At 68.9% G+C, this 25,996-nt stretch carries 17 protein-coding genes and 2 pseudogenes; 13 read left to right on the forward strand and 6 right to left on the reverse strand.

Translation table 11 applies throughout. The features are described from left to right. Positions 1-136 precede the first annotated feature (136 nt). The gene (locus BU204_RS24075) at positions 137-3,355 is read left to right on the forward strand and encodes a S8 family serine peptidase (RefSeq protein WP_075128016.1); all 3,219 of its coding nucleotides are present in this window, start codon (positions 137-139) and stop codon (positions 3,353-3,355) included. A gap of 67 nt (positions 3,356-3,422) precedes the next feature. On the opposite strand, the gene BU204_RS24080 is transcribed toward BU204_RS24075, so the two are convergent. Continuing rightward, positions 3,423-3,878, reverse strand: coding sequence for an Lrp/AsnC family transcriptional regulator (locus BU204_RS24080; RefSeq protein ID WP_075128017.1), 456 nt, complete (start codon positions 3,876-3,878; stop codon positions 3,423-3,425). A 69-nt stretch (positions 3,879-3,947) separates the two neighbouring features. Between BU204_RS24080 and BU204_RS24085 the strand changes: the two genes are divergently transcribed. Continuing rightward, positions 3,948-4,847, forward strand: a complete 900-nt coding sequence (locus BU204_RS24085; protein ID WP_075128018.1) for an SMP-30/gluconolactonase/LRE family protein — start codon at positions 3,948-3,950, stop codon at positions 4,845-4,847. Between the two features lie 192 nt (positions 4,848-5,039). Further along, positions 5,040-6,062, forward strand: a complete 1,023-nt coding sequence (locus BU204_RS24090) for a glycoside hydrolase family 5 protein (RefSeq protein WP_083661579.1) — start codon at positions 5,040-5,042, stop codon at positions 6,060-6,062. Positions 6,063-6,165: 103 nt separating this feature from the next. Here the strand turns inward: BU204_RS24090 and BU204_RS24095 are convergent, their stop codons facing one another. After that, entirely contained in the window at positions 6,166-6,552 is a 387-nt protein-coding gene (locus BU204_RS24095) for a MerR family transcriptional regulator (protein WP_075128019.1), read from the reverse strand. A gap of 90 nt (positions 6,553-6,642) precedes the next feature. On the opposite strand from BU204_RS24095, the gene BU204_RS24100 reads away from it, so the two are divergent. Then, entirely contained in the window at positions 6,643-7,515 is an 873-nt protein-coding gene (locus BU204_RS24100) for an aldo/keto reductase (RefSeq protein WP_075128061.1), read from the forward strand. Between the two features lie 33 nt (positions 7,516-7,548). Here BU204_RS24100 and BU204_RS24105 read toward each other — a convergent pair whose 3' ends face one another. The 3 genes from BU204_RS24105 to BU204_RS24115 form a co-directional block, all read right to left on the reverse strand. Beyond that, positions 7,549-8,931, reverse strand: a complete 1,383-nt coding sequence (locus BU204_RS24105) for a phenylacetate--CoA ligase family protein (protein ID WP_075128020.1) — start codon at positions 8,929-8,931, stop codon at positions 7,549-7,551. After that, positions 8,931-9,461 carry a GbsR/MarR family transcriptional regulator gene (locus BU204_RS24110; RefSeq protein WP_075128021.1) on the reverse strand — a complete coding sequence of 177 codons (531 nt, stop codon included), beginning with the start codon at positions 9,459-9,461 and terminating at the stop codon, positions 8,931-8,933. The genes BU204_RS24105 and BU204_RS24110 overlap by 1 nt, the downstream gene beginning before the upstream one ends. A gap of 101 nt (positions 9,462-9,562) precedes the next feature. Then, a complete protein-coding gene (locus BU204_RS24115; protein WP_075128022.1) occupies positions 9,563-9,742 on the reverse strand; it encodes a hypothetical protein in 180 nt (59 codons plus the stop codon). A 152-nt stretch (positions 9,743-9,894) separates the two neighbouring features. Between BU204_RS24115 and BU204_RS24120 the strand changes: the two genes are divergently transcribed. The 5 genes and pseudogenes from BU204_RS24120 to BU204_RS24135 form a co-directional block, all read left to right on the forward strand. Further along, entirely contained in the window at positions 9,895-13,362 is a 3,468-nt protein-coding gene (locus BU204_RS24120) for an alpha-glucuronidase family glycosyl hydrolase (protein WP_233160553.1), read from the forward strand. A 404-nt stretch (positions 13,363-13,766) separates the two neighbouring features. Next, positions 13,767-13,970: pseudogene (locus tag BU204_RS24125) on the forward strand (transposase); the annotation flags it as partial. Positions 13,971-14,107: 137 nt separating this feature from the next. Then, entirely contained in the window at positions 14,108-14,284 is a 177-nt protein-coding gene (locus BU204_RS42295) for a hypothetical protein (RefSeq protein WP_408608043.1), read from the forward strand. A gap of 241 nt (positions 14,285-14,525) precedes the next feature. Next, entirely contained in the window at positions 14,526-15,110 is a 585-nt protein-coding gene (locus BU204_RS24130) for a peptidoglycan-binding domain-containing protein (RefSeq protein ID WP_143229689.1), read from the forward strand. 156 nt (positions 15,111-15,266) lie between these two features. Beyond that, positions 15,267-15,464, forward strand: a pseudogene (locus BU204_RS24135) (transposase); the annotation flags it as partial. A 61-nt stretch (positions 15,465-15,525) separates the two neighbouring features. On the opposite strand, the gene BU204_RS24140 reads toward BU204_RS24135, so the two are convergent. Continuing rightward, entirely contained in the window at positions 15,526-16,374 is an 849-nt protein-coding gene (locus BU204_RS24140) for a TetR/AcrR family transcriptional regulator C-terminal domain-containing protein (protein ID WP_075128024.1), read from the reverse strand. Between the two features lie 64 nt (positions 16,375-16,438). Between BU204_RS24140 and BU204_RS24145 the strand changes: the two genes are divergently transcribed. The 4 genes from BU204_RS24145 (at position 16,439) to BU204_RS24160 (ending at position 25,986) form a co-directional block, all read left to right on the forward strand. Next, positions 16,439-18,139 carry a right-handed parallel beta-helix repeat-containing protein gene (locus tag BU204_RS24145; RefSeq protein WP_075128025.1) on the forward strand — a complete coding sequence of 567 codons (1,701 nt, stop codon included), beginning with the start codon at positions 16,439-16,441 and terminating at the stop codon, positions 18,137-18,139. Positions 18,140-18,426: 287 nt separating this feature from the next. Beyond that, positions 18,427-19,536: a ricin-type beta-trefoil lectin domain protein gene (locus BU204_RS24150; protein ID WP_075128026.1), complete on the forward strand. Its 1,110-nt coding sequence runs from the start codon at positions 18,427-18,429 to the stop codon at positions 19,534-19,536. Between the two features lie 35 nt (positions 19,537-19,571). After that, positions 19,572-23,021, forward strand: coding sequence for a ThuA domain-containing protein (locus BU204_RS24155; protein WP_198942978.1), 3,450 nt, complete (start codon positions 19,572-19,574; stop codon positions 23,019-23,021). A gap of 163 nt (positions 23,022-23,184) precedes the next feature. Continuing rightward, positions 23,185-25,986: a PQQ-dependent sugar dehydrogenase gene (locus BU204_RS24160; RefSeq protein WP_075128028.1), complete on the forward strand. Its 2,802-nt coding sequence runs from the start codon at positions 23,185-23,187 to the stop codon at positions 25,984-25,986. Positions 25,987-25,996: the final 10 nt, after the last annotated feature.

Below are 25,996 nucleotides of genomic sequence, written 5' to 3' on the forward strand. Positions count from 1 at the left end.
GTCTGGAACTCCGAGGAGCGGCCCGACGCCCGGACCTCGGGCCGTCGAGAACGCTGCAACACCGCGTCGCGGTCGATGCGTGATGGTGCCGTAGCGGTGGCCGTATCGGGGTCGTCGCGCGGTACCTGGAGGGTTGATGAGTCACAGACGGGTTCGGGTGGGCCTCGTCGCGGCGGTGATCGCCGCTGGCGTGGTCGTGCCGACCGAGTTGGTCACGACGGCGGTCGCCGCGTCGGCGGCCGGGGTGGTGGGCACGACGGCCACGGTGACGCTGGTCACCGGGGACACGGTGCTCCTCGGGGGACAGGGCGAGGTGCGCGTCGACGCGGCGCCGGGACGTGAACGCGTCGGGTTCCTCACGCGCACGGACGCCGAGGGCGACACCCACGTCATCCCGAACGACGCGGTTCGCGCGCTGGCGCGGGGGCAGCTCGACCGGCGGCTGTTCGACGTCTCCGAGCTGGCGCGCAACGGCTACGACGACGCCGCCAGGGCCACCTTGCCGCTGATCGTCGACTTCCCCGGCACGACGCCACGGGTGGCCGGGGCGAAGGTCGACCGCGAGCTGCCGGGCATCAGCGCCGCCGCGATCACGGCGCGGAAGTCCCCGGCCCTCTGGGCCACCGTGAAGAACGCGAACCACGTCTGGCTCGACGGCAGGGTGCGCGCGAACCTCGACCAGACGGTCCCCCAGATCGGCGCCCCCGAGGCGTGGGCCGCCGGGCACACGGGTGCGGGCACGACGGTCGCCGTGCTGGACACCGGGGTCGACGCCAGCCACCCGGACCTCGCCGACGCGCTCGCCGGAGCGCGGAACTTCACCGACAGCGACAGCACAGACGACCGCCACGGGCACGGCACCCACGTCGCGTCGACGATCACCGGGAACGGTGCGGCCAGCGGCGGCAGGTACCGGGGCGTGGCGCCGGACGCGAAGGTGCTCAACGGGAAGGTGTTGAACGACGGCGGCCGCGGCCAGGAGTCGTGGATCATCGCGGGGATGGAGTGGGCCGCGGCCAGCGGCGCCGACGTCGTCAACATGAGCCTCGGGACGGAGTTGGCCAGCGACGGCACGGACCCGATGTCCCAGGCGCTCAACCGGCTCACGGCCGACACCGGCACGCTGTTCGTGGTCGCCGCCGGCAACAACGCCGGGCAGATCGGCAGCCCCGCCGCGGCGGACGCCGCGCTGACCGTCGGAGCGGTCGACCGCGACAACGTGCTCGCGCCGTTCTCCAGCCGCGGCCCACGTCTCAACGACGGGGCGATCAAGCCGGACATCACCGGTCCCGGCGTGGGCGTCGTCGCGGCCAAGGCGGCGAACGGGCACATCGGCACGCCCGCGGGTGACGGGTACGTCGCGTTGTCGGGTACGTCGATGGCCGCACCACACGTGGCGGGTGCCGCCGCGATCCTGGCCTCCCAGCACCCGGACTGGACGGCCGACCGGCTCAAGGGCGCGCTGGTGAACAGCGCCGAGCCCGGCAACGCCACCGTGTACGAGCAGGGCGCGGGCCTCGTGGACGTCGCCGCCGCCACCCGTTCGACCGTGTCCTCGGCGCCGGCGGCGCTGAGCCTCGGCCTCACCCAGTGGCCACACGAGGACGACCAGCCGCTCGCGCGGACCGTTACCTACACAAACACCGGCGACCAGCCGCTCACGCTCAACCTGGCCGCCGACGTCCGCGGCCCGGACGGGTCGGCGGCACCGGCGGGGATGTTCACCATCGCACCGACCACGCTGACCGTGCCGGCGGGCGGCGAGGCCCGCGCGACGGTCACCGCGGACACGTCGGTCGACGTTGTGGACGGCGCCTACGGCGGTGTGGTCACCGCGACCGGCGGCGGCCAGACCGTGCGCACACCGGTCGGGGTGCTCCGGGAGGCGGAGAGCTACGACCTCACGCTACGCGTCATCGGGCAGGACGGCGCCCCGACCGACTTCTACGAGGCCACGCTCCTCGACGTGAACGTCCGGGCGTTCTACTCGATGTACAACTCGTCGGGCACCGTCACGGCGCGCCTGCCGAAGGGCGAGTACTTCCTGACGGGCGCCATCCTGGGCATCACCGAGGCCGGCGATCGCAGCATGGCGCACGTCGCCGAGCCGAAGATCGCCCTGGACCGCGACGTCGAGCTGGTCCTCGACGTACGGGCGACCAAGCCGGTCAGCTTCCAGGTGGACGACCGGCCGAACGCCAGGGCGGGCACGGTGGATGTCATGTCCTCGCGGGAGACCGCCTGGGGCACGTTCGAGTCGGGCGGGGTCCTTCCGGCGGGTCTGGGCACGGTCAGGCCGGCCACGACCACCAGTGAGGCCTTCACGTTCACGGCGGACACGAGGATGGCCGAGTGGAACGGCACCTCGTTCGACAACAGCCCGTACCTCTACCACGTGCGCCGGACCGAGCGCGGCACCATCCCAGCCGATCTGGCCTGGAGTTATCGGACCGCGCAGTTCGCCACGGTCCGCACCGAACATGCCTCGACGGTGCCGGGAAGTGTCGGGGAACGGGACAACTTCATGACGATCCCGCTACCCAGCACGCTCACCGAGTACTTCACGCCGGACGTGCCGTGGAACTTCTCGTCGTTCTTCGAGCTGTCGGCGCCGGGCGTCTACCCCGTCATCTGGTCGGTCGACCAGGTCGCACCGAGGACCTACAAGCTCGGCCGTACCACCACCGAGCGGTGGGGCTACGGGGTCGTCTCCCCGGCCACGCCGAAGCAGCCCGTCGACGACGGGTGGGCGTTCGCGAGGCGGGAGGGTGACCAGATCTCGGCCATCATTCCGATGTCCACCGACCAGGACCGCGACCGCCAGGGCTTCGCTTTCACCGGCAGCACGGAGCTGTTGCGCGACGGCGTCGTCATCGGCTCGAACGCGAGCCCTGGCAGCGGGTCGTTCTCCGTCGGCCCGGAGAGGGCGGTGTACACCCTGCGCGCCGTGGCGGACCGGTCCGAGAACCTGCCGCTGTCCACCCGGATCAGTTCCGAGTGGACGTGCACGTCGGAGCGCACCACGAAGCACGCGGCGTTGCCACTGCTCACCGTGCGGTACGCGCCCAAGCTCAACGGGCACAACGCCGCCCCCGCCGGGAAGCGGTTCACGATCCCGGTGTACGTCCAGCGCAACGGCGGCGAGCTGGGTGAGGTCCGCCGGCCGACGGTCGAGGTGTCCTACAACGACGGTCGGACATGGGGTCCCGCGCAGCTGACCCCGAAGAACGGTGAGTGGCAGGCCGTCGTCGACCACCCCGCCGGCGCCGGCTTCGTCTCGCTGCGGTCGCGCGTGAGCGACGCCGCTGGGAACGCGCAGACCCAGACCGTGATCAGGGCATACGCGTTGGTGTGACGAGAACCGATCCGCCGCCCCTGTACCGGGAGGGTCTGTGACCCGACCAGACGGGGGCGGCGGTCGCTCACCCCTCGCCGACGTCGGTGGACAGCGGGCGTTCGAAGAAGGTCTCCAGAACGACGATCGTCTGCGTGCCGCTGACCCCCTCGATGGCGAAGAGGTGGCGAAGCGCGGTCTGCAGTTCCTCCGTGGTGGCGGTGCGGACCTTCACCAGCAGCGTGGCGGGACCGGCGATGATGTGTGCTTCCACCACCTCCGGGAGCGCTTCGAGCGCCGCCCGCACCGACGGGGCGCCCATCCAGGCCTGCGCCTCTACCAGCACGAACGCGGCGACCCCCCGACCGACGGCGGAGGGATCCACCTCGATGGTGGTTCGCCGGATGACGCCCTGGCCACGCAGCTTGCGCACCCGCTCGTGCGCGCCCCCCGCCGACAACCCCACGGCCTGCCCCAAAGCCGCATAGGACTGGGTCGCGTCGCGCTGCAGCTCGCCGAGGAGCTGCCGGTCCAGGTCATCCACGGCCTGAGCGTACTATCTTCAGTCAAACGAGAGGACGGTAAGATGACGTTCAGCGATTCAACGACTACCATGGATACAGTCAAGACCGAGTTTGTCGTCCTGGACGAACGTTTCGCCCGCTGCAACGGCGACGAGTGGATGCGGCGACTGCACACCGGATGCCGCTGGACCGAGGGTCCGGTCTACTTCCCCGCCGGTCGGTACCTCGTGTTCAGCGACATCCCGAACGACCGCACCATGCGCTGGGACGAGACGACCGGACACGTCGGCGTGTTCCGCCAGCCCTCCGGCTACGCCAACGGCCACACCAGGGACCGTGCCGGCCGCCTGGTCAGCTGCGAGCAGGGCCGTCGTCGCATCACCCGCACCGAGCACGACGGCACAGTGACCGTGCTGGCCGAACGCTACCGCGGCCACCGGCTCAACAGCCCGAACGACGTCGTCGAGCGGTCGGACGGGTCGATCTGGTTCACCGACCCCAGCTACGGCATCGACAGCGACTACGAGGGGTACCGCGCCGAAAGCGAGATCGGCGCCTGCCACGTCTACCGAGTGGACCCCACGACCGGGAGGACCCACATCGCGGCCGACGACTTCGAACGTCCCAACGGCCTCGCCTTCTCGGTCGATGAGACCCGGCTCTACGTCGCCGATACACAGCAGAGCCCCAGCCACATCAGGGTGTTCGACCTGGCAGACGACGGCACCCTCACCGGGGGCGAGATCTTCGGCACCTGCGACAGCGGAGCCTTCGACGGCCTGCGGGTCGACACCGCCGGACGAGTCTGGGCAGCCGCCCACGACGGCCTGCACTGCTTCGCCTCCGACGGCACTCGCATCGGGAAACTGAAAGTGCCAGAGATCTGCTCGAACCTGACCTTCGGCGGACCACGCCGCAATGAACTGTTCATCACCGCGTCGAGCTCGGTGTACTCGCTGCGGGTCAACATCAACGGCGCGGGATACTGAATCCGACTGTATGACCTGAACCGCTTCACCAGGACGTCAACCCGCTGACGTCGGCCTGACCAGCAGGTAAGGACGCCGTGGCGGCACAACGATCTCCCCCGCTGCTGAATATTTGACTTAACCGGTATTCCTCGGAACCATTCTTGTCGCGCGCGCACCTTTCTCCGTCTTACTTACAAAGGAGTGAGTTCCATGAGGAGAACCGTGCCCAGGTCGCTGATGGGATGGTGGGGAGGTGGCACCGCGGTCGTGGCCGTGTTGGGCCTCCTGTGTTCGCTGCTCGTCCTCGTGCCGTCGGCCCAGGCGGTGCCCACCGGGCTGCGGGTGAGCGGCACCCGGATCGTCGAGGCCAACGGGTCCGCGTTCGTGATGCGCGGCGTGAGCCACCCCCACGTCTGGTACACCAACCAGACCTCGTCGTTCGCGAACATCAAGAGCCTGGGCGCGAACACCGTTCGGGTCGTGCTCGGCAGCGGGCAACGCTGGGGTCCGTCGACCGACCTCGCCAACGTGGTGTCGCTGTGCAAGCAGAACCGGCTCATCTGTGTGCTGGAGGTGCACGACACCACCGGCTACGGCGAGGAAGGCGCGGCCGCGACGCTCGACCAGGCCGTCACGTACTGGATCAGCCAGAAGAGCGCGCTGGTCGGACAGGAGAGCTACGTCGTCATCAACATCGGCAACGAGCCGTTCGGCAACAACCAGCAGGTGAGCGCGACCTGGGCGACGGCGACGTCGAACGCGATCAACCGCCTGCGCAGCAACGGCTTCAACCACCTGCTCATGGCCGACGCGCCGATGTGGGGCCAGGACTGGCAGGGCATCATGCGAGACAACGCCAGGACGGTGTTCAACGCCGACCCGGACCGGAACACGGTGTTCTCCATCCACATGTACGGCGTGTACGACACCGCCGCGGAGATCAACGCCTACTTCGACGCGTTCCGCACCGCCAACCTGCCACTGGTGGTCGGCGAGTTCGGGCACAACCACTCCGACGGCAACCCGGACGAGGACACGATCATGGCGCAGGCCCAGGCCAGAGGTCTCGGGTACATCGGCTGGTCGTGGAGCGGCAACGGCGGCGGCGTGGAGTACCTGGACATGGTCACCAACTTCGACCCGGCGCAGCTGACCTCGTGGGGCCAGCGAATCTTCAACGGTCCCAACGGAATCCGGCAGACCGCCCGAGAGGCGACGATCTACGGTCGCTGACCGGGCGGCGGCCTGAGTTGGTGAGGACCTCCGTGGCGGGTGCCGGCCATGGGGGTCCTCACTTTTCTGTCTTCGGCCGCCGCAATGTGATCGTTCCGGTGCCTCACGCGGTGGCCGTCACGGCGTTGCCCGACGCAACCCGGTCCGCCGTGCTCACCCGGGCCACCAGCTCCCGCAGGGCTGCCCGCTGGTCGAGGATCTCGTCGGCCCTGCGGTCGAGGTCGAGCAGTTCGGCGCGCAGTGCCGGCGCCATGCACGGTTCGACGTCCTCGTCGCTTCCGCACACGCAGGCGAGGACATCCCGAATGACCCGCACCGGCAGACCGGCCGCGAGCAGCCGCCTGATCCTGGCGACCTCCGCGACCGCACTCTCGGGGTACACGCGGTACCCGTTACCCGCCCGTTCGGGGGTGATCAGCCCCTGTTCCTCGTAGTACCGCAGCAGCCGGGTGCTGATGCCGGCCGAGCGCGCGAGATCACCGATACGCATTGTCGACATGCCCTGCCCAACGCACGACCGCGGCGGCGTCTTCCCGCACGAGTTGACCTTCACACGGTGTGAAGTCGGAGGGTGAACGGCATGAACATCACCTACTCCATCGGTGACTTGACCATCACCCGGCTTGGCCTGGGCACCATGCGGATGGCTGACCGGCCCGACCAGCGCACGGGCCCCACCGCCCCGATCTGGGCGCCACCGACCGACCGGACCGAGCTCGTCACCTTCCTGCGCGCGGCGGTCGACAGTGGCGTCGACCACGTCGACACCGCCGATGCCTACGCCCTCGGCGCCGGTGAGGAGCTGCTCGCGGAGGCACTGGCCCCGGTGCGGGACCGGATCACCGTGGCCACCAAGGTCGGCACCTCGCGCCCGTCTCCGACCGAGTGGGTTCCCCACGGCAGGCCGGAGTACCTGCGGCAGCAGATCGAGCTCAGCCTGCGGCGGCTGCGCACCGACCGGCTGGACCTGGTGTACCTGCACCGCATCGACGAGGCGGTGCCGCTGGCCGACCAGCTCGGCGCGCTCAAGCAGGCCCACGAGGAGGGGAAGGTGCGGGCGCTCGGCGTCTCCCAGGTCACCGCCGACACCCTGCGCGAGGTGACCGCGCATGTCGCGATCCAGGCGGTGCAGAACAGCTACAGCCTCGGCGACCGGACCTTCGACGACGTCGTGGACCTCACCGCCGAGCTGGGCGCCGCGTTCGTCGCCTTCTTCCCGCTCGCCATGGGGACGGTTGCCGCGGACGACCCCACCGTGGCCAGGATCGCCGCCCGGCACGGGGCGACCCGAACGCAGGTCGCGCTCGCCTGGCTGCTGAGTCGCGGTGACCACGTCGTGCCGATCCCCGGCACCACCTCCCTCGCCCACCTCCGGGACAACCTCGGAGCACTGCGGCTGGAGCTCACCGACACGGACCTGACGGACCTCACCGAGCTCTCCAGCCCCGCGTGACCGGCGCACCCGGCGACGACTACCCACCGTCGGTTACGTGGCCAGTTCGGAGTACACCGGGCGGAACTTCCCGCCGGTGGACCTGCGCGGTGGTTCGCTTTCCCTGACCACGTCGATGTCGTGGATCCCGTGTTCGGTGAGCAGGTCGCCGATCGCCGAGTGCACGGCTGTCCAGACCTGGTCGGCGTCGCGGTCGCCGGTCAGTTCCAGGCGTACCCGTAGCCGGGCGGGTTGGTCCTGCACGATCTGGAACCGGGACACGCCCGGGGTGTGGTCTACCAGGGTGCCCAGCGACAGCGGGGGCAGCCGTACCTCCCGGCCGTCCTCGGCGGTGAACACCAGCACGTCCGCAGTCCGCCCCTGTATCTGGATCGCGGGCAGCGGATTGCCGCACGGACAGGGATCGGGCCGGACCAGGACGCTGTCGCCGAGGTCGTAGCGGATGATCGGCTGGACGAGGTTGGCCAGGTTGGTGAGCAGCACGGTGTGGGACAGCTCCCCCGGTGGCACCGGCCGGAACCGCGCGTCGACCGGTTCCAGGATCACCCAGTCGGCGTTCACGTGCAGCCAGTTCTCCTGGCAGCCGTGCGCGATGCCCATGAACTCCGAGCACGCGTACTGGTTGCGGACCTTGGCCCCGAACGCCTCCGCGATCCTCGGGTACTCCTCGGGGGGCAGACCTTCGGCCGAGGTGATCACCAACACCGGGTTGATGGTCAGCCGCCCGGCCTCGCGTTCCCGGGCGGCCAGAGCGATCGCGCTGGCGTAGCCGTTGAGGATGCCGGGCCGGAACTCGTTCAGCTCGGCCACGATCTGGTCCAGCGGGTGGTGTACCGAGATGATCCGGATCTTGCGGCGCCGGCTCGTGCGCTCCGATATCAGTCGCCGTGCGGTGACGAAGCCAGCGAAGTGGCCCTCGGTGGCCCACAGCGCGGCGGTACGGCCGCCGGTCTTGACCATGCCCCAGTAGTCGCGCCAGCCACGCAGGAACTGGCCGGTGGCCCGGCCGACCGTGATCGCGGACAGCACGGTGAACATCCGGTCGTCCTGGACGAAGACGCCGCGTGTGCCGCTGGTGCCCGAGGTGGTCACGACCAGGTAGGTCCCCCGGAACGGCTTGCCGACGTTCTCGTCGTCCTCGATGAACTCCCGGACCTCGTCCAGGGTGATCGCCCGGTCGGTCGCCCAGTCGTCGAACCGGTCCATCAGCTCGGTCTTGGTGGTGACCGGCAACGTGGTCACGTCGGTCACCCGCTCCGGCAAGCCCTGGTAGCGCTCGCGGTAGTACGGCGATTCGGCCCTGGCGTGGGCGACGAGCTCGGCCAGCCTGCTCTGCTGGCGAGCGAGGACCGCTTCGGTGCCGCCACGCCGAACTCGTCCCAGGTCACGCAGGATCGACCACAGGCTGTCCCCCATCACTGCTCCTCGCGGTTGGGTTCACCGATGTCGACCCGGTCAGCCGGGACACCGTGCGTCCTGTCGTCCCAGCGCCGCCACAGAGGTCCGACCTCCGCGTCGAGCCAGCTGAACAACTCGTGGGCCGCGCGGATCCGGGCCGCCCGTGGCTCGTTCGACTCGAACAGGGCGAGCCCCTGCTCGGTGACGTCCAGGAACGAGGCCAGGCTGGCCATGCGCCGCCGGGTGACCTCGGCCCACGCGTCGTCGGCGATGCGGTAGTAGCCGGTCCGTTCCCCGAGCCGGGTCTGGGACTCGACGAAACCGCTCGCGGTGAGCACCCGCAGGGTGGTGGCGAGCGACGCACGGCTCGCCCCGACGGCCTGCGCCAGCTCGGCCGCGGACTGCTCTGGCGGGTCGCACACCATCAGCCAGCCCAGGACCCGCCCGGAGATCGGCGGCAACCCGTTGTGCCGGGCGAAGTAGGTGGCGACCCGCTCCACCCAGGCCAGCACCTCCGCCTGGTCGGGATCCGCGCTCCGGCCGGTCATCACATTCCTTTCAGTGTTGACTAGTCATTCTAGTCAACACTGAAACGCGGGCGCACCCAGGAGTTCCACCAGGGCTGTTCGTGAGCGGCGTCAGCGGTGTCTCACGTTCGGTGGAGCGCGGTCAGCGTCGTGAGGGTGGCGAGCAGGCCGGGAAACCGTCGCTCGAACTCCTCGCGCCGCAGCCGGACGAAGATGCCGTTGCCGGCGTCGCGCTGGATGATCAGGCCGGCCTCGCGCAGCGTCCGCCTGTTCGACGCGGTCTGCGTCACCAACTCCACCATGCTCAGCAGTGTCGAGTCGGCGGCGAACCGTGATCCGGTGGCGAGACGGGCGTGACTTCGGAACGTGACCCATTGTTCACGGCCAGACACCCGTCTAACATTCGAATACACCGTAGAAGCGCTTCGACATGGGCCTGGAGGAGGAATCCGTGGTGGGCGCAGGTGCAGACTCCAGGCGGCGGTGCGGGATTCCGGTGTTGTTCGTGGCCTTCCTGGTGCTCCTCGGGTTGCTGCCGGCGATGTCGGCCGTCGCGGCGTCGGAGGACCACTCCGGTGACGGCTACGACGGCTCGAGCATGTGGATGCGGTACCCACGGGTCGACGATCGGAGACTGCTCCGTCAGTACCGGGAGGCGATCAGCACCGTCGTCGTGGAGAACGCCGGTCGAAACAAGGTGCATCGGCACACGCCGAATCTGAGCATGGCGCCGGGATCGACCGAGCGGCTGGTGGAGACCACCCTGGAGGCCGCCCGGAACGAGCTGACCAGGGGTCTTGGCGGGCTACTTGGCCGCGACGTCCCGGTGTGGCCCGGCCGGGGCGGTCGGGTTCCCGACGGTGCCGTGGTCGTGGGGACCCGGGACAGCTCGACGATCGTGCGACGGTACGTCTCCGCGCGTGAGTTGGCGTCGGTCGGCGCCGAGGGTTACCTGATCCGTTCGATCTCACGGGGCAGGCACGACGTCACCGTCATCGCCGCCAACACCGACATCGGTGCCCTGTACGGGACATTCGCCTTCCTGCGGCACCTGCAGACACAGCGGCCCATCGCCAACCTGAACATCTCCGACTCTCCCAAGGTCGAGCACCGCCACCTGAACTACTGGGAGACCGAGCGCCTCTACGCCGGCAACAACGAGTCCGGAGAGGGCGGGCTGAACGGCGAGACCGGCGCGATCTTCAACTTCGCCGCTACCGGCGCCAGCGCCCACCTGAACCTCCCGGTCATCCTCGACCGCTACATCGTGGCGGCGCGGGCGTTGGCGTCCGTGGGAATCACCGGCATCACCATCAACAACGTCAACGCCAACCCCGTCTACCTCACGTCCGCCTACATCCAGCAGGAAGCCGCGCTCGCCGACGCCTTGCGCCCCTACGGCATCACGTTGGCCGTGTCGGCCAACTACGCGGCGCCGCTGGACCAGCGGTTCGCGCCGGACACCCTGACGAGGGAGCAGTTGGACCCGACCAGCCCGGAGTTCCAGGGCTGGTGGAACCGGCGGGCCCGCGAGCTGCAGGCCGCCATACCGGACTTCATCGGTTTCACCGTGAAGGCCAACTCCGAAGGGCAACCGGGACCGCAGGACCACGGCAAGGACCACGGGGACGGCGCCAACGGCCTCGCGGCGGCGGTGGCGCCCCTCGGGATGAAGATCTTCTGGCGAACCTTCGTCTACAACCCGGATGTGGACACGGACCGGTTGAAGAGGGCGTACCTGGAGTTCACGCCGATCGACGACGAACCCCAGCCGGACGGATCGAGGGGCCGGTTCGCGGACAACGTCTTCCTCCAGACGAAGAACGGTCCCCTGGACTTCCAGGCGAGGGAGCCGATCCACCCGATGTTCGGCCGCATGGAGAACACCAACCAGGCGATCGAGCTGCAGGTCACTCAGGAGTACACCGGCCAGGGCACGATGCTCACCTACCTGGGACCCATGTGGGAGGAGGTGCTGACGACCGACACGTATGCCACCGACCAGCAGGGACGGCTGCTGGACAAGCGTCTGGTGGGCAACATCGTCGACGGTTCCGCACAGGGCCACCGGGACACGGCCGTCGTCGGTGTGGCCAACCTGGGCAACGCCGACAACCTGACCGGACACCATTTCTCCCAGGCCAACCTGTTCGCCTTCGGCCGCCTGGCCTGGGACTGGACGCTGGACGCCGAGGACATCGCGACGGACTGGGTCCGGATGACGTGGAGCAACCGCGACAACGTGGTCGAGACCATCGTCGCGATGATGATGGGCTCGTGGGAGGCCCTGGTGTCCTACCAGACTCCGCTGGGCATCGGGCACCAGTTCGAGTTCAGCAGCCCGGCCGACCACTACGGCCCCGGGCCCTCGGTGTGGTTCGGCAACGACGACTGGAGCCCGGTCTACTACAACAAGGCGGACAGCGTCGGGCTGGGCTATGACCGCTCGCCCACCGGTAGCAACCTCACCGCGCAGTACTTCCCCACCCTGGCGGCGCGATACGGCGACATCGACACCGTTCCCGAGAACCTGATGATGTGGTTCCACCATGTGCCGTGGGACCACCGGATGCGCAGCGGCCGGATCTTCTGGGACGAGTTGGTCTACCGCTACCAGATGGGCGTGCAGTACGTGACCTGGATGCGGCACACGTGGGACTCCCTCGAACCGCACCTCGACGCCCGGCGCTTCGCCGAGGTCCGGGCGAAGCTCGCGAAGCACGAAGCCGACGCGGCCGACTGGCGGGACACCTGCGTGAACTACTGGCAGGAGTTCAGCGGCAGGCCCGTCCCGGTCGACGACGGTCCGCTGTCGATCACGATCGACGTGGGCGGGCGCACGATCGGCGGGTTCGACCTGTCCGCCGCGTCCTACACCGTTCCCGTGGCCGCGGACGCTTCACCACGCATCACGCGTGTGTCCACGGCCGACCCCGGCGCCCGGTACAAGATCATCTCGCAGCCGACGAGTGTGCCGGGGCGGGCCGTCGTCCGGGTCACCAAGAACGACTTCTTCGGTCCGCTGGTGAAGGACTACGTCTTCACCATGGTGCGCGACACGACGCTCGAGAACCTGACGGTGAACGGCTCGGCCCTGGCGTCGTTCCGGCCGGACGTCCTCGCGTACAACGCGGTGCTGCCGGCCGATGCGGGTTCGGTCCCGACGGTGGCGGCGGTCGCGAGCGATCCCGCCGCCACGGTCGCCGTGGAGCAGGCGAGCACACCCACCGGACAGGCGACGGTGACCGTCACGAACGGTGCGGCGTCCACTGTGTACATCGTCCGGTTCGACACGGCGATCACCGGAAGCGACGAGTTCGCCTCGTCCGAGTTGGGAGCCCAGTGGCACTGGGTGCGCGAGGACGCCAGTAGGTGGCGTCTCGGGGACGGCGCGCTGACCGTCACGTCCCAGAGCGGCGACCTGCAGGGCAGCGTGAACACGGCACGGAACATCGCACTGCAGGACGTGAACGGGGACTGGACGGCGGAATCGCGGGTCGTCTTCTCCAGGCCGCTCGCCGCGGACAACGAGCAGGGTGGCGTGGTCGCCTACGCCGACGACGACAACTACGTGAAGCTCGCCTGGGAGATGGGTGACGCGACGGCGCCGGTCAACAAGCTCCGCGTGGTGCTGCTCCGCGAGGAGAACGGCGTGGCGACCGCGACGCAGGTCACCGGGGCGGGGGCACAGCGCCTCGTCGACGAGGGCGCCCTGTGGCTCAGGCTCACGAAGTCGGGGAACAGCTACAAGGCTTACTACTCGAGTGACGGAACCGTCTACAAGTACATGGGCACGACGACGCTGACCGCCGAACCGACGGGCGCGGGGATGCTGGCGTTCAATCGAGGCGCAACCTCGACCGACCTCGACGTCGCCTTCGACTACTTCCGAATCGAAAGCCGAGGCGAGCACGTCGGATAGCTCCGCAAGGGTCCGAGAAACTGTTGGTACTGAAGTGCATTCCGCCGCTGGACGAGGTGATCTCGTAGCCAAATACACATGGCTCAGCGTGACGTCGCCGAACCATTCACGGACACGAATCCGGCTCATGACCGCCAAGACGTCGATCTTCCCGGAGTTGGTGTTTGAGTGCCGGGCGAAAAATTGCCGCTGGCCTGGCGTCCTCCACCGCCGCAGCTCCGGTCAGCGGCGACGGTAGCCTGCTCGCTGACGCGACCGGCACCGCCGTCCGAAGGCGGCGCATCGGGTGCCAGTTCCCGTCTAACTGCACGCAACATCAAACTGCTGTCGCGGCGCGTGACGGGGGGTTCCAGATGGGAGGCAACCAACCCAGCTACGCCGCACCCAAACCCCGACGCCGGCGCAACGCCTGGGAAGAGTTCACCCCGTTCCTCGACTACGACATCGAGATCCCGCAAATGATCTGCTCTACCAACGCGATCGAATCCCTGAACGCCCGCTACCGACGGGCGATCCGCGCACGGGGACACTTCCCGCCGGAGCGAGCAGCGATGAGTGTCTGTGTCTTGTGACCCGCAGCCTGGGCCCCCGGCACAGGTCGCACCCGCTAGACGATGCGCTGGAAGGCCGTACTCAACGCCTTCCGCCCCCAGTCGCGCCTTCCCTGGAGATCGGCCGGGAACTGGCGGGCTACCACGTCTCACCCGCGCGCGCCCTGAACGAGTTCGAGGCCCTGTACCGAAACGTGGCCGAGATCGCCACCCGTTTCACGGCTCTGTACGACGAGTTCGTGGGACCAGCCCTTGAGCGGCCCGAAGAGGACGGCGCGGTCACCCTGAGTCGCTTCAGCGCCCTCGGCGCCCAGGCGGTCTACGAACTCACTCGCCACTCCTTCCGCGAGACGAACGCCCGCCGCGAATGAGATTGCACCAGCTTCGAAGAAATGGACGACTGTCTTGTGATCTAGCGGATCGACTTGCTATACCTGTGGAGCCGTCGCCAGGCCACCGGATCCATCGATACCGGTGAGGCAGCGGCGAGTGTGACCTGGGGAGGCCATTGAACCGCCATTATCACGCTTTTCTCGACCGCGCCTGCTTTCTTTCGGTCGAATGTTTCGTTCGACCACTAACCGAAAGGAAAACAATCCGATGCGGAGAACCTTGACAGTACTGCTCGTCGTTCTCGCGACTTTCGTCGCGACGACCGGAAACTCGAGCGCCCACCCGTCCAACGGTGGCGTTACCGGCTCGTCGTTCGTCGACGGCGCGGGCGCACTGACCGACGACTTCGGCGATCATCGCGGCGAGTTAGGCAACTCGCTGTGCAACGGTTGCGCCGACTCGTTCAACACCGACCTCGTGGTGCTGTGGCAGGCAATCCTCGTGTCCGAGGGATTTCTCGGCTACAACGACCTCGACGGGCAGTTCGGCCCGAGAACGGCCGCGGCCACGAGATCGTGGCAGGGCCTTTACATCGGCGGCAGCGGTGTCGACGGCGAGGTGGGCAACCAGACCTGGTCCAGGGCGGACGACTTCCTCGTGTGGGGCAGTCCCGTTAACTATCTCGACAACTTCGTCGTATATCTGGGAAACAACGGTGGACATGTGGGTTTCTATCGCGGCAACGAGAACCTCTACCACGATTCTGGGGCCTACGAGTTAGTTTTCGTCCAGGCGCCGAACGCCGGCACTACCTGGGTCGCCTCCGGTAGCCGCATTCAGTTCTATTCGCTGACTGTAACCTGACTTGCTCCAATTCGACTGGCCGTCTTCCCGTTCCCAGGAATTCCGCTCCTTTCAAGTACGGGAAGACGGCCTGGTCGGATGACAGCCGTCGCTGAGGTCCTCGCATAGCCGGGTCGCGAACGGCGCCGGATCCTCGGCAAAACCCACGAGATCGTCGTGATCGAGGAGTTGGTGCCTGAGGGCCTGTGGGAGCGGGTGGAGCCGCTGCTGCCTGCGCGCCCGCCGCGTCGGAGTAGGTATCCGGGGCGGTTGCCGGTGGATGACCGGGCGGCGTTGGCGGGGATCGTGTTCGTACTCAAGACCGGGATCTCATGGCGGGAGCTTCCGCGCGAGGTGTTTGGATGCTCTGGGGGATCAAACCCCCTGCGATCCCGTGCGTCGACGAGCCTCTTGTGGTCACACCTCAGCGGCCCCCCTACCCGTCCTGGCGCCTCCGGTAGGCGCGTTGCTGGCAGGCACGCGAGCAGTAGACACGGGGTCGGCCGGAGGGCGGTTGCTCCACCGACTTGCCGCACATCGGGCATGTTTCATCACGAGTTTCATCACGCTGGTGCGCGATGAGCATGTCGATGCCGTCCAACACGCGGGCCAGCCCGAACTCGAACGAGTCCTCCGGGGCGTCGTAGCCACCCGCCTCCCACAGGGCGGTGAGCGTGGGATAGCGGTCGAGGCGCTGGTAGAGCTCGTCCCGAGCACCCCACCAGTCCCGTTCACTCACCCCGCTGCGCCGTTCCTGCCGCGCGGTCTCCACCAGCGTCTGGGCCTCGGCGTGGACGAAGCGGGCGACGAGGTTCACCGCGGCGATCATCTGCGCCGCGGGGAGGCCGGTGTCCGCGACCGCGCTCAGCATGTCCTCGTAGGCGGCGACGCCGTTCGGGCCGGGCAGGTGACGACTGCCCCGCACCTCCGCCACCCACGGGTGGCGTCGTCGCAGGTCCCAGGCGCGTCGCGCGCACGCCTCCAGTCGGGCCCGCCAGTCACCCCGGGCGGCACGCGGAGGCGGGGCCTGTCCCTGCGCGGCGTCGAGCATGAGGGCGACGAGCTGGTCGCGTCCCGGTACGTGGCGGTAGAGCGACATGGTGGTGAAGCCGAGCCGATCGGCGATCTTGCGCATCGACAGGCCGTCGAGCCCTTCCTCGTCGGCCAGGTCGATCGCGGCACGCACGATCCTGCCCGTGCTCAGTCCCGTCCGCGGCTCCTGCTCCTCCTCGCGCCACAGCAGCTCCACGTCGTGATCAGGGTCCTCGGCGCCGCCTCCGCCCATTGCCCCTCCTCTCGTCTATGGTGTTATATCTTGTGTACATCGTAAACACGGAGAAAGGTGACGCATGTCGGAGTTCTACGTCGATCCGCACGGTGACGACTCCTGGCCGGGCACCGAGCACCAGCCGTTCGCCACGCTCGGCCGAGCCGTGCGCGCGGCTCGGGAGACCACCGGGGCGGTCGTCGTCCGGCTCAGGGCAGGCCGGCACGTCCTGACCGAACCGCTCGAGATCACCAGAGGGAACCTGCTGTTCCAGCCCTACGGCCACGGCACAGCCGACCAGGGGAAGGCCGTGATCAGCGGCGGCAGACGAGTCACTGACTGGCGGGTGCGGAACGGCGTGTGGCTGGCCGACGTGGGCGACCTCGACACTCGCCAGCTCTACGTCGACGGCCGCCGGGCCGAGCGTGCGGGAACAGGCACGCTGCCCGGCGTCGTGACCTGCACCGACATCGGTTACGTCACGGACATCACGCTCGGCTGGCAGAGCCCGGCCGACGTCGAGCTCGTCTACCGGGGCGTCTACCCGTGGACCGAGGCGCGCTGCCCGGTGGCCAGCGTTGCCACCACCGACGGCACCACGACCATCACCATGGCGCAGCCCGCGTTCTCCCGTGCCCACGACCTGTACAACTTCGCCTGGGAAGGACAGACCTCCCATGGCCCAGGCCTGCCAACCCGGGTGGAGAACGACCCGACCTTCCTCACCGAACCCGGCACCTTCGTGCTGGACCGCTCCCGCCCCGGCCACCACGTCCTGCACTACCTGCCGCGTCCCGGCGAGGAACCCGGCCAGACCGAGGTGGTCGCACCCGTGCTCGAGGTGCTGCTGCACGTCACCGGCGTCACCGACGTCGTGTTCCTCGGGCTGGTCTTCGCCGAGGCGACCTGGCTGCGCCCCAGCACCGAGGGGTTCCTGCACTACCACGGCGGCGGCTTCTACGAAGGCGGCCCGGTCGACAAGGTCACCGTCGTGGAGGGACAGGCGTGGGTGACTGTCCCCCGGGAGTCGGCGGTGATCCCCGCCTGCGTCCGCGTCACCGACAGCACGTCGGTACGCGTCGAGGACTGCCGGTTCACCCGCCTGGGCGCCACCGGTCTCGGACTCACCGGCGGCGCGGACCTCACCGTGCGCGGCTGCGACTTCGACGACCTCGCGGCCTCCGGGGTCACGGTCACCGGCGGCCGGAACGTACTGATCGAGGACAACCGCGTCCACCGGACCGGTCTGGACTACTCCGGCTCCCCCGGCATCGCGGTCGGGGACACGCACGACTGCACCGTGACCCACAACCAGGTCACGGACGTGCCGCACTGCGGTATCGTAGCCGGCCCCGCGCACGGCACCCGCGTCCTGCACAACCTCGTCACGGACTCCATGGGAATCCTCGCCGACGGAGGCGGCGTCTACCTGTCCGGTCCACAGGGTGACGGGCCCGACAGCGGCGCGCTCGTGGCCGGCAACGTCATCGCGGACACCCGCACGCCGTACAACTTCGGCCTCTACACCGACTACGGCGCCTCCTGGGTGACGGTGGAGGGCAACGTGGTCATGCGCGCCGACAACACCGCCGTCCTCCAGGTGACGCCGCCGCTGGAGAACGTCGTTTACCGGGGCAACTTCTGGGACGCCGACCCGCAGGGCAGCGAAGCCATACCGGAGGGCGTCACCTACGAGGACAACACCACGATCACCGTCCCGAACGACCTGGACGCCGCCACCCGAACTATCCAGCACCAGGCTGGCCTACTCCGCCCACGCTGACCCGCACCGCCTCGACGCCGGCGAGGTGCAAGTCGCACCGAAGGATCGGACGCTGAAGGTAAGCCGACGCGGATAAGTCCGACCCATCCAGCTCTTGCTCTTGACTTGTCGACCCAGAATCGGGCTATCGTAAGTTGCTGGCAACGCTTCCGACGCTTGATGTGCAGTACACATCCCGGAGGATTGCCTGTCGCGGCCCGCCAAACCCCCACGACGTCGTGGAGTTCCGGCTCATCGGACTGGGAGCGCTCCCAGACAGGCGAGCAGGGCTTTCGAGGAGTAGAACAATGAGGTTCTCATCGCGCACACACCTGCGATGGCTCGTGGCGGCCGTGCTGGCCGTGGTGGCCGGCGCGGCCCTGCAGGGCGGCCCCGTCGCCGCGGAGTCCAACGGCGGCGTCCGCGTCATGCCGCTGGGGGACTCGATCACCGAGGGGACCCAGGTCCCCGGCGGCTACCGAATCGGGCTCTGGCAACGGTTCACCGGCGCCGGGTACCGCGTGGACCTCGTTGGCTCGCAGTTCAACGGTCCCCCGAGCCTCGGCGACCACGACCACGAGGGGCATCCGGGGTGGCGCATCGACCAACTCGACGCGAACATCGTCGGCTGGCTCAGGGCGACCACCCCGCGCACCGTGCTGCTGCACATCGGTACCAACGACATCCTGCAGAACTACAACGTCGCGGGCGCACCCGCCCGACTGTCCACACTCGTCGACCGCATCACCGCGACCGTGCCGAGTGCCGACGTCTTCGTCGCCACGATCATTCCGCTGGCCAACGCCGGTCAGGAGGCGGCCGTCCGCGCGTTCAACGCCACGATTCCCGGCATGGTGCAGAGCAAGGTCAACGCCGGCAAGCACGTCCACCTCGTTGACATGCACGCCGCGTTGACCACCGCCGACCTCATCGACGGCATCCACCCCACGGCGACCGGCTACGACAAGATGGCCGCGACGTGGTACGCCGCGCTGCGCTCCGTACCCGGGACCATCGGCGAGCCCAACAACGCACCTGGCCAGCGGATCGTCGGCACGCAGTCGGGCCGCTGCGTGGACGTGCCGAACGGGACGACGACCAACGGCACGCAGGTGCAGCTGTGGGACTGCGGCGGTGCCAACCAGTCATGGACCCGCACCGCGGGCCGGCAGCTCTCGTTCAAGGGCACCGCATGCCTCGACGCGGCCAACCACGGCACGACCAGCGGCACCCAGGTGATCATCTGGACCTGTAGCGGCCAGGCCAACCAGCAGTGGAACGTCAACGCCGACGGCACCATCACCGGCGTGGAGTCAAACCTGTGCCTGGACGCCGCCGGCCAGGCCAGCGGCAACGGCACGAAGCTCGTCCTGTGGACGTGCAACGGCCAGCCCAACCAGCGGTGGACTCTGCAGTAGCGACCGACGCCTCTCCCCTGTCCCAGGAGGCTCCCATGAGACACGCCATGACCACGTTGCTCGTCGTGTTCGCCAGCGCACTGCTGGTGATCACCATGGCCGGGCCCCCGGCGCCCGCCGCTCCCGCAGCGGGCGAACGCGTGCTGCTGTTCACCAAGACAGCCGGTTTCCGGCACGACTCCATCCCCGCCGGTGTGGCGATGTTCCAGCAGATGGCGAGCGAGAACGGGTGGCAGCTGACCCACACCGAGGACTCGACCGTCTTCAGCGACGCCACGCTGTCCACCTACGACGTGGTCATCATGTTCCAGACTTCCGGCATGGTCTGGACCACGGCGGCGCAGCGCACCGCGGTCCAGAACTACGTGCGAGGCGGGGGCGGCATCGTCGCCATCCACAACGCGACGGACATGAACATCGAGAACGAGTTCCCGTGGTGGGACCAGATGCTCGGGATGACCATGACCCAGCACTCGGCCACCGTCGCGGGCACCGCCAAGGTCGCCGACCAGGCGCACCCGTCCGGGCAGGGCCTGCCACAGCGGTGGAACCGCACCGAGGAGTGGTACAACTTCAACCGCAACGCCCGTGGTGACGTGCACGTGCTGGTGACCGCCGACGAGACCACCTACGACCCCGGTCCGTCGCGCATGGGCAGCGACCACCCCATCTCCTGGTGCCGCAACTTCGAGGGCGGCCGGCTGTGGGCGACCGCCATGGGGCACCAGGCTTCCGCGTACTCCGAGCCGCTGTTCCGCAGCCACGTCCTGGGCGGCGTGCGGACCGCGGCGGGCACCCTTCCGGCCGACTGCGGCCCCACCGTGTGGTCGAGCTACGACAAGGTCGAGCTGGACAGCAACACGGTCGCGCCCGGCACGCTGGACGTGGCACGCGACGGTCGGGTCTTCTACACCCAGTACGGCGGACAGCTGAAGATCTACCGGCCGAGCAGCAGGACCACGGTGACCGCCGGCACGCTCAACGTCTACACCGGCGGCGAGGACGGCCTCGCCGGCGTGGCACTGGACCCGAACTTCGCCACCAACGGCTGGCTGTACCTGTACTACTCGCCGGCCGGGTCACAGGAGATCAACCGCGTGTCGCGGTTCACGGTCAACGGCGACACGCTGGACCTGGCCAGTGAACGGGTCCTGCTGTCCATCCCGGCCGCGCGGCAGTCCGAGCCGGGACACACCGGCGGATACCTCACGTTCGGTCCCGGCGGGAACCTCTACGTCGGCGTCGGCGACGACGTCAACCCGCACGAGTCCAGCGGCTACACACCGATCGACGAGCGCTCCGGGCGCAGTCTGTTCGACGCGCAGAAGACCGCGGCCAACACCAACGACCTGCGCGGCAAGATCCTGCGCATCCATCCCGAGTCGAACGGCACGTACACGGTCCCGAGCGGAAACATGTTCGCGCCGGGCACCGCACAGACCCGGGCCGAGATCTACGCGATGGGCTTCCGCAACCCGTTCCGGTTCACCGTCGACACCGACGGCACGATCTACATGGCCGACTACGGTCCGGACGCCGGTGCCGACAACGCCAACCGGGGCCCCGGCGGGCTCGTCGAGTGGAACGTGATCAAGTCGCCGGGGTACTACGGCTGGCCGTACTGCGTCGCGAACAACGTCCCGTTCAACGACTTCAACTTCGCGAACAACGTCTCCGGCGCCAAGTTCAACTGCGCCGCACCGGTCAACACCTCCCCCAACAACACCGGGCTCACCACCCTGCCGGCGGCGCGACCGGCCACCGTCTGGTACGGCAACGGCAGCAACGGCGACGCCTTCCCGGAGATGGGCAGCGGCGGCGAAGCGCCGATGGCCTTCCCCGTGTACCACTACGACCCGAACAACCCGTCGCCGACCAAGTTCCCGCAGTACTTCGACCGGACACCGTTCTTCGGCGAGTGGGCGCGCAACACGATGCACGAGTTCCGGCTCGACTCCTCGGGCGCCCTGCTGAAGATCAACAGATTCCTGTCGAACCTGACCTTCAGGTCCCCCATGGACATGAAGTTCGGTCCGGACGGCTCGATGTACCTCCTCGAATGGGGTAGCGGGTTCGGCAGGGACAACCCCGACTCCGCGCTCTACCGCATCGACTACACCTCCGGCGACCGCGCACCGGTCGCCCGCGCGACCGCGACCCCGTCGTCCGGCGCGGCGCCACTGACCGTGAGCTTCTCCAGCGCCGGGTCCTCCGACCCGGGCGGCGGCGCGCTGACCTACCGGTGGACCTTCGGCGACGGCGCCACCGCGACGACGGCCAACCCGTCACACACCTACACCACCCGCGGCCAGTTCAACGCCCAGCTCACCGTCACCGCCCCGAACGGGCGGACCGGTGTCGCCAACGTGCCGATCACCGTCGGCAACACCGAACCGACCGTTCGGATCACGACTCCCCCGCACGGCGGCATGTTCGACTTCGGCGACCAGATCCCGTACTCGGTGACCGTCACCGACGCCGAGGACGGCACGATCGACTGCGGCCGCGTGATCACGACACCGGCCCTGGGCCACGACGAGCACGCACACCCGCTCGACCCGCAACCGGGCTGCTCCGGCGTGATCACCACCCACGACGGCGGGCACAGCGCCGACTCCAACCTGTTCTACGCGGCCGACGCCGTGTACACCGACAACGGGGCGTCAGGCGTGCCCGCGCTCACCGGACGGACCCAGGTCGTGCTGCAGCCCAAGCACAAGCAGGCCGAGCACTACAACCGCTCGTCGGGGATCCGGGTCGTCGCCCAGGCGGGCGCGGAGGCGGGCGGACGCATCGGGGACATCGACAACAACGACTGGATCTCGTTCACCCCGATGAACCTGACCGGCATCAACCAGGTGTCGTTCCGGGTGTCCTCCCCGGGGCCGGGCGGCACGATCGAGCTCAGGGCCGGGTCGCCGACCGGCACCCTGGTCGCCACGGCGACCGTGGGCAGCACGGGCGGCTGGGACAGCTACGCGAGCCTCGCACCGGTCGCGGTGACCCGTCCCTCGGGCACGGTGGAGCTGTTCGTGGTGTTCAAGTCCACCGCCGCCGCTCCGTACGACCTGGACTCGATCACGTTCGTGGGTCCCGGCGTCGGCACCCCGGGCGAGGCGACGGCCGGTCCGATCACGGGCGCGGGCGGCAAGTGCGTCGACGTCAACGGCGGCAGCTCCGCCGACGGCACCCCGCTCGTCATCTGGACCTGCACCAGCGGCACCAACCAACAGTGGACCCGCGACGGCACCACCCTGCGCAGCCTCGGCAAGTGCATGACCGCCAGCGGCACGACCGACGGCAGCGCCGTCCAACTGTCCACCTGCAACGGCGGTGCCGGCCAGTCCTGGACCACCGGCACGAACGGCGCACTCGTCAACGCCGGCAGGTGCCTCGACGCCGACGGCGCCGGCACCGCCGACGGCACCCGACTCATCGTCTGGAGCTGCCACGGCGGCACCAACCAGCGCTGGACCCTGCCCTGACCCGCTCACCGAGACCGGAGTCCTGATGCCTGACCACACCCCCGAGCAAGCCCAGGTCCGACCTCGATCTCGACGCCTGCTCGGCCGCCCTGACCGACGCTCTCCACGTGGCGTCGAACGAACCGCCGACTCGGCTCCCCGACCCCGCACGAAAGGCCCGTTCATGCGGATCCTCGCCGCGGCCGTGCTGGTGGCGGCCACCATCGTCCTGCCCGTCGTCGTCGCGCCGGTGCCGGCGTCGGCGCACGCGGTGAACCCGGCCGACTTCCAACAGGTCGAGTTGGCCAGGGGGGTCGCCGAAGTGGGCGAGCCCATGTCGCTGGCCGTGCTGCCGGACCGTTCGGTGCTGCACACCGCGCGGAACGGCGTGCTGCGCCGCACCACCGCCGACGGCGTCACCAACGTCATCGGCACCCTGCCGGTCTACACCCACGATGAAGAGGGCCTGCAGGGCGTCGGGGTGGACCCGGGGTTCGCCAGCAACCGGTTCATCTATCTCTACTACGCGCCGCCGCTGTCCACGCCGGGCGGTGACGCACCGGAGAACGGGACGGACTTCTCCGCGTGGAACGGCGTCAACCGGCTGTCCCGGTTCACCCTCAACGCGGACTTCACGCTGAACACGGCCAGCCAGGTGACCGTGCTGGACGTGGCGACCAGCCGGGGCATGTGCTGCCACGTCGGCGGCGACATCGACTTCGACGCGGCCGGCAACCTCTACCTCTCCACGGGTGACGACTCGAACCCGTTCGCGTCGGACGGGTACACCCCCATCGACGAGCGCACCAACCGCAACCCGGCCTTCGACGCGCAGCGCAGCTCCGCCAACACCAACGACCTGCGCGGCAAGGTCCTGCGGATCAAGGTGAACGCCAACGGGTCGTACTCGATCCCAGCTGGCAACCTGTTCCCGCAGGGCACCGCGGGAACGCGGCCCGAGATCTACGCGATGGGCTTCCGCAACCCGTTCCGGTTCGGCGTGGACAAGGCGAACGGCGCGATCTACCTGGGCGACTACGGCCCGGACGCCGGCGCGGCCAGCAACAGCCGTGGCCCAGCGGGGCAGGTGGAGTTCAACCGGATCACCTCGGCCGGCAACTACGGCTGGCCGTACTGCACCGGCAAGAACACCACCGCGGAGACCTATGTGGACTACACGTTCCCGTCCGGTCCGTCCGGGAACCGGTTCAACTGCGCGGCGCCGGTCAACAACTCACCCCGCAACACCGGGCTGACCACCCTGCCAGCCGCACGGGCGGCGTGGATCAACTACGACAACTGCTCGTTCGCGGCTTTCGGCTGCGGGTCCGAGTCGCCGATGGGCGGCGTGGTGTACCGCTACGACGCGGCGAACCCGTCACCGACCAAGTTCCCGGCCGCGCTGGACGGGCACGTCTTCGTCTCGGAGTTCGGCCGGCGATGGATCAAGACCATCGACGTCAACGCCGACGGCTCCGCCGGGCAGATCAACGACTTCCCGTGGCGGGGCACGCAGGTCATGGACACCGCGTTCGGCCCGGACGGCGCACTGTACGTGCTGGACTACGGCACCGGCTGGGGCAGCGGCAACGCCGAGTCCGCGCTCTACCGCATCGACCACAACCCGGCGGGCAACCAGGCGCCGACCGCGCGGGCCAGTGCCGACCGCACCTCCGGCATCTCGCCGCTCACGGTTGCCTTCTCGTCGGCCGGCTCCACCGACCCGGAGGGCGGTGCGCTCACCTATCTGTGGAACTTCGGGGACGGCAGCACGTCCACATCGGCCAACCCGACCCACACCTACACGGGCAACGGCCAGCGCACCGCCACCCTCACGGTGACCGACCCGGTCGGGCGCACCGCCACCGCCAGCGTGACGATCACGGTCGGCAACACCGCACCCACGGTCACCCTGACCACTCCGGTCGACGGCGCCCTGTTCAACTTCGGCGACGCCGTGCCGTACACGATCACCGTGTCCGACCCGGAGGACGGCACCGTCGACTGCAGCCGGGTGAGGCTGGCCTACCTGCTGGGCCACGACAGCCACGCCCACGAGATCACCTCGCGCACTGGCTGCTCGGGGACACTGCAGATCCCGACGGACGGCGAGCACGACACCGCGGCGAACCTGTACGCGGTGTTCGACGCCTCGTACACCGATCTGGGTGCGAACGGACAGCCGGCGCTGACCACCCGTTCGCAGCGCACCCTGCAGCTGCGACACCGCCAGGCCGAGCACCACACCGGTCAGTCGGGCACGGCCCAGTTCGACAAGGCGACCGCGGAGGGCGGCAGGACCGTCGGCGACATCCACAACGGCGACTGGATCGCCTTCCACCCGTACGCCCTCGGTGGGGAGACCCGGTTCACCGCACGGGTCTCGTCCGGTGGCTCCGGCGGCACGCTGTCGGTGCGGACCGGTTCCCCGACCGGGCCAGTGCTCGGCTCGGTGGCCGTGCCGGTGACCGGGAGCTGGGACACCTTCACCGAGGTGTCCACCACCCTGGGAAACGTCCCAGCGGGGACCGTCACCGTGTACCTGACGTTCTCCGGCAGCGGCAGCGGCTACCTGTTCGACCTGGACGCCTTCACGTTCGGCACGCCGACGGGTGGTGGCACCGCCACGCGGATCAGCGGAATCGGTGGCAAGTGCGTCGACGTCAACGGCGCCAGCACGGCTGACGGCACGAAGATCCAGCTGTGGACCTGCGGCAGCGGCACCAACCAGCAGTGGACCCGCGACGGCACCACCCTGCGCGCGCTCGGCAAGTGCATGACCGCGAACGGCACCGCCGACGGCGCGCTCGTCCAACTGTCCACGTGCAATGGCAGCGCGGGCCAGAGCTGGTCCACGCAGGCCGACAGCACGATCCGCAATGGCACCAGGTGCCTCGACGCCAACGGCGGCAGCTCCGCCGACGGCACCCAGCTGATCGTCTGGTCCTGCAACGGCGGCGCCAACCAGAGATGGACGATGTCCTAGGAGGCCGAAG

The sequence above is a fragment of the Actinophytocola xanthii genome (assembly GCF_001921205.1).
Classification (GTDB): domain Bacteria; phylum Actinomycetota; class Actinomycetes; order Mycobacteriales; family Pseudonocardiaceae; genus Actinophytocola; species Actinophytocola xanthii.

Bases quoted from the DNA above. Each gene is read 5' to 3' on its own strand.
- BU204_RS24075 (WP_075128016.1), top strand. From the start codon at position 137: ATGAGTCACAGACGGGTTCGGGTGGGCCTCGTCGCGGCGGTGATCGCC.
- BU204_RS24085 (WP_075128018.1), top strand. From the start codon at position 3,948: ATGGATACAGTCAAGACCGAGTTTGTCGTCCTGGACGAACGTTTCGCC.
- BU204_RS24090 (WP_083661579.1), top strand. From the start codon at position 5,040: ATGAGGAGAACCGTGCCCAGGTCGCTGATGGGATGGTGGGGAGGTGGC.
- BU204_RS24095 (WP_075128019.1), bottom strand. From the start codon at position 6,552: ATGCGTATCGGTGATCTCGCGCGCTCGGCCGGCATCAGCACCCGGCTG.
- BU204_RS24100 (WP_075128061.1), top strand. From the start codon at position 6,643: ATGAACATCACCTACTCCATCGGTGACTTGACCATCACCCGGCTTGGC.
- BU204_RS24105 (WP_075128020.1), bottom strand. From the start codon at position 8,931: ATGGGGGACAGCCTGTGGTCGATCCTGCGTGACCTGGGACGAGTTCGG.
- BU204_RS24110 (WP_075128021.1), bottom strand. From the start codon at position 9,461: ATGACCGGCCGGAGCGCGGATCCCGACCAGGCGGAGGTGCTGGCCTGG.
- BU204_RS24115 (WP_075128022.1), bottom strand. From the start codon at position 9,742: ATGGTGGAGTTGGTGACGCAGACCGCGTCGAACAGGCGGACGCTGCGC.
- BU204_RS24140 (WP_075128024.1), bottom strand. From the start codon at position 16,374: ATGGGCGGAGGCGGCGCCGAGGACCCTGATCACGACGTGGAGCTGCTG.
- BU204_RS24145 (WP_075128025.1), top strand. From the start codon at position 16,439: ATGTCGGAGTTCTACGTCGATCCGCACGGTGACGACTCCTGGCCGGGC.
- BU204_RS24150 (WP_075128026.1), top strand. From the start codon at position 18,427: ATGAGGTTCTCATCGCGCACACACCTGCGATGGCTCGTGGCGGCCGTG.
- BU204_RS24155 (WP_198942978.1), top strand. From the start codon at position 19,572: ATGAGACACGCCATGACCACGTTGCTCGTCGTGTTCGCCAGCGCACTG.
- BU204_RS24160 (WP_075128028.1), top strand. From the start codon at position 23,185: ATGCGGATCCTCGCCGCGGCCGTGCTGGTGGCGGCCACCATCGTCCTG.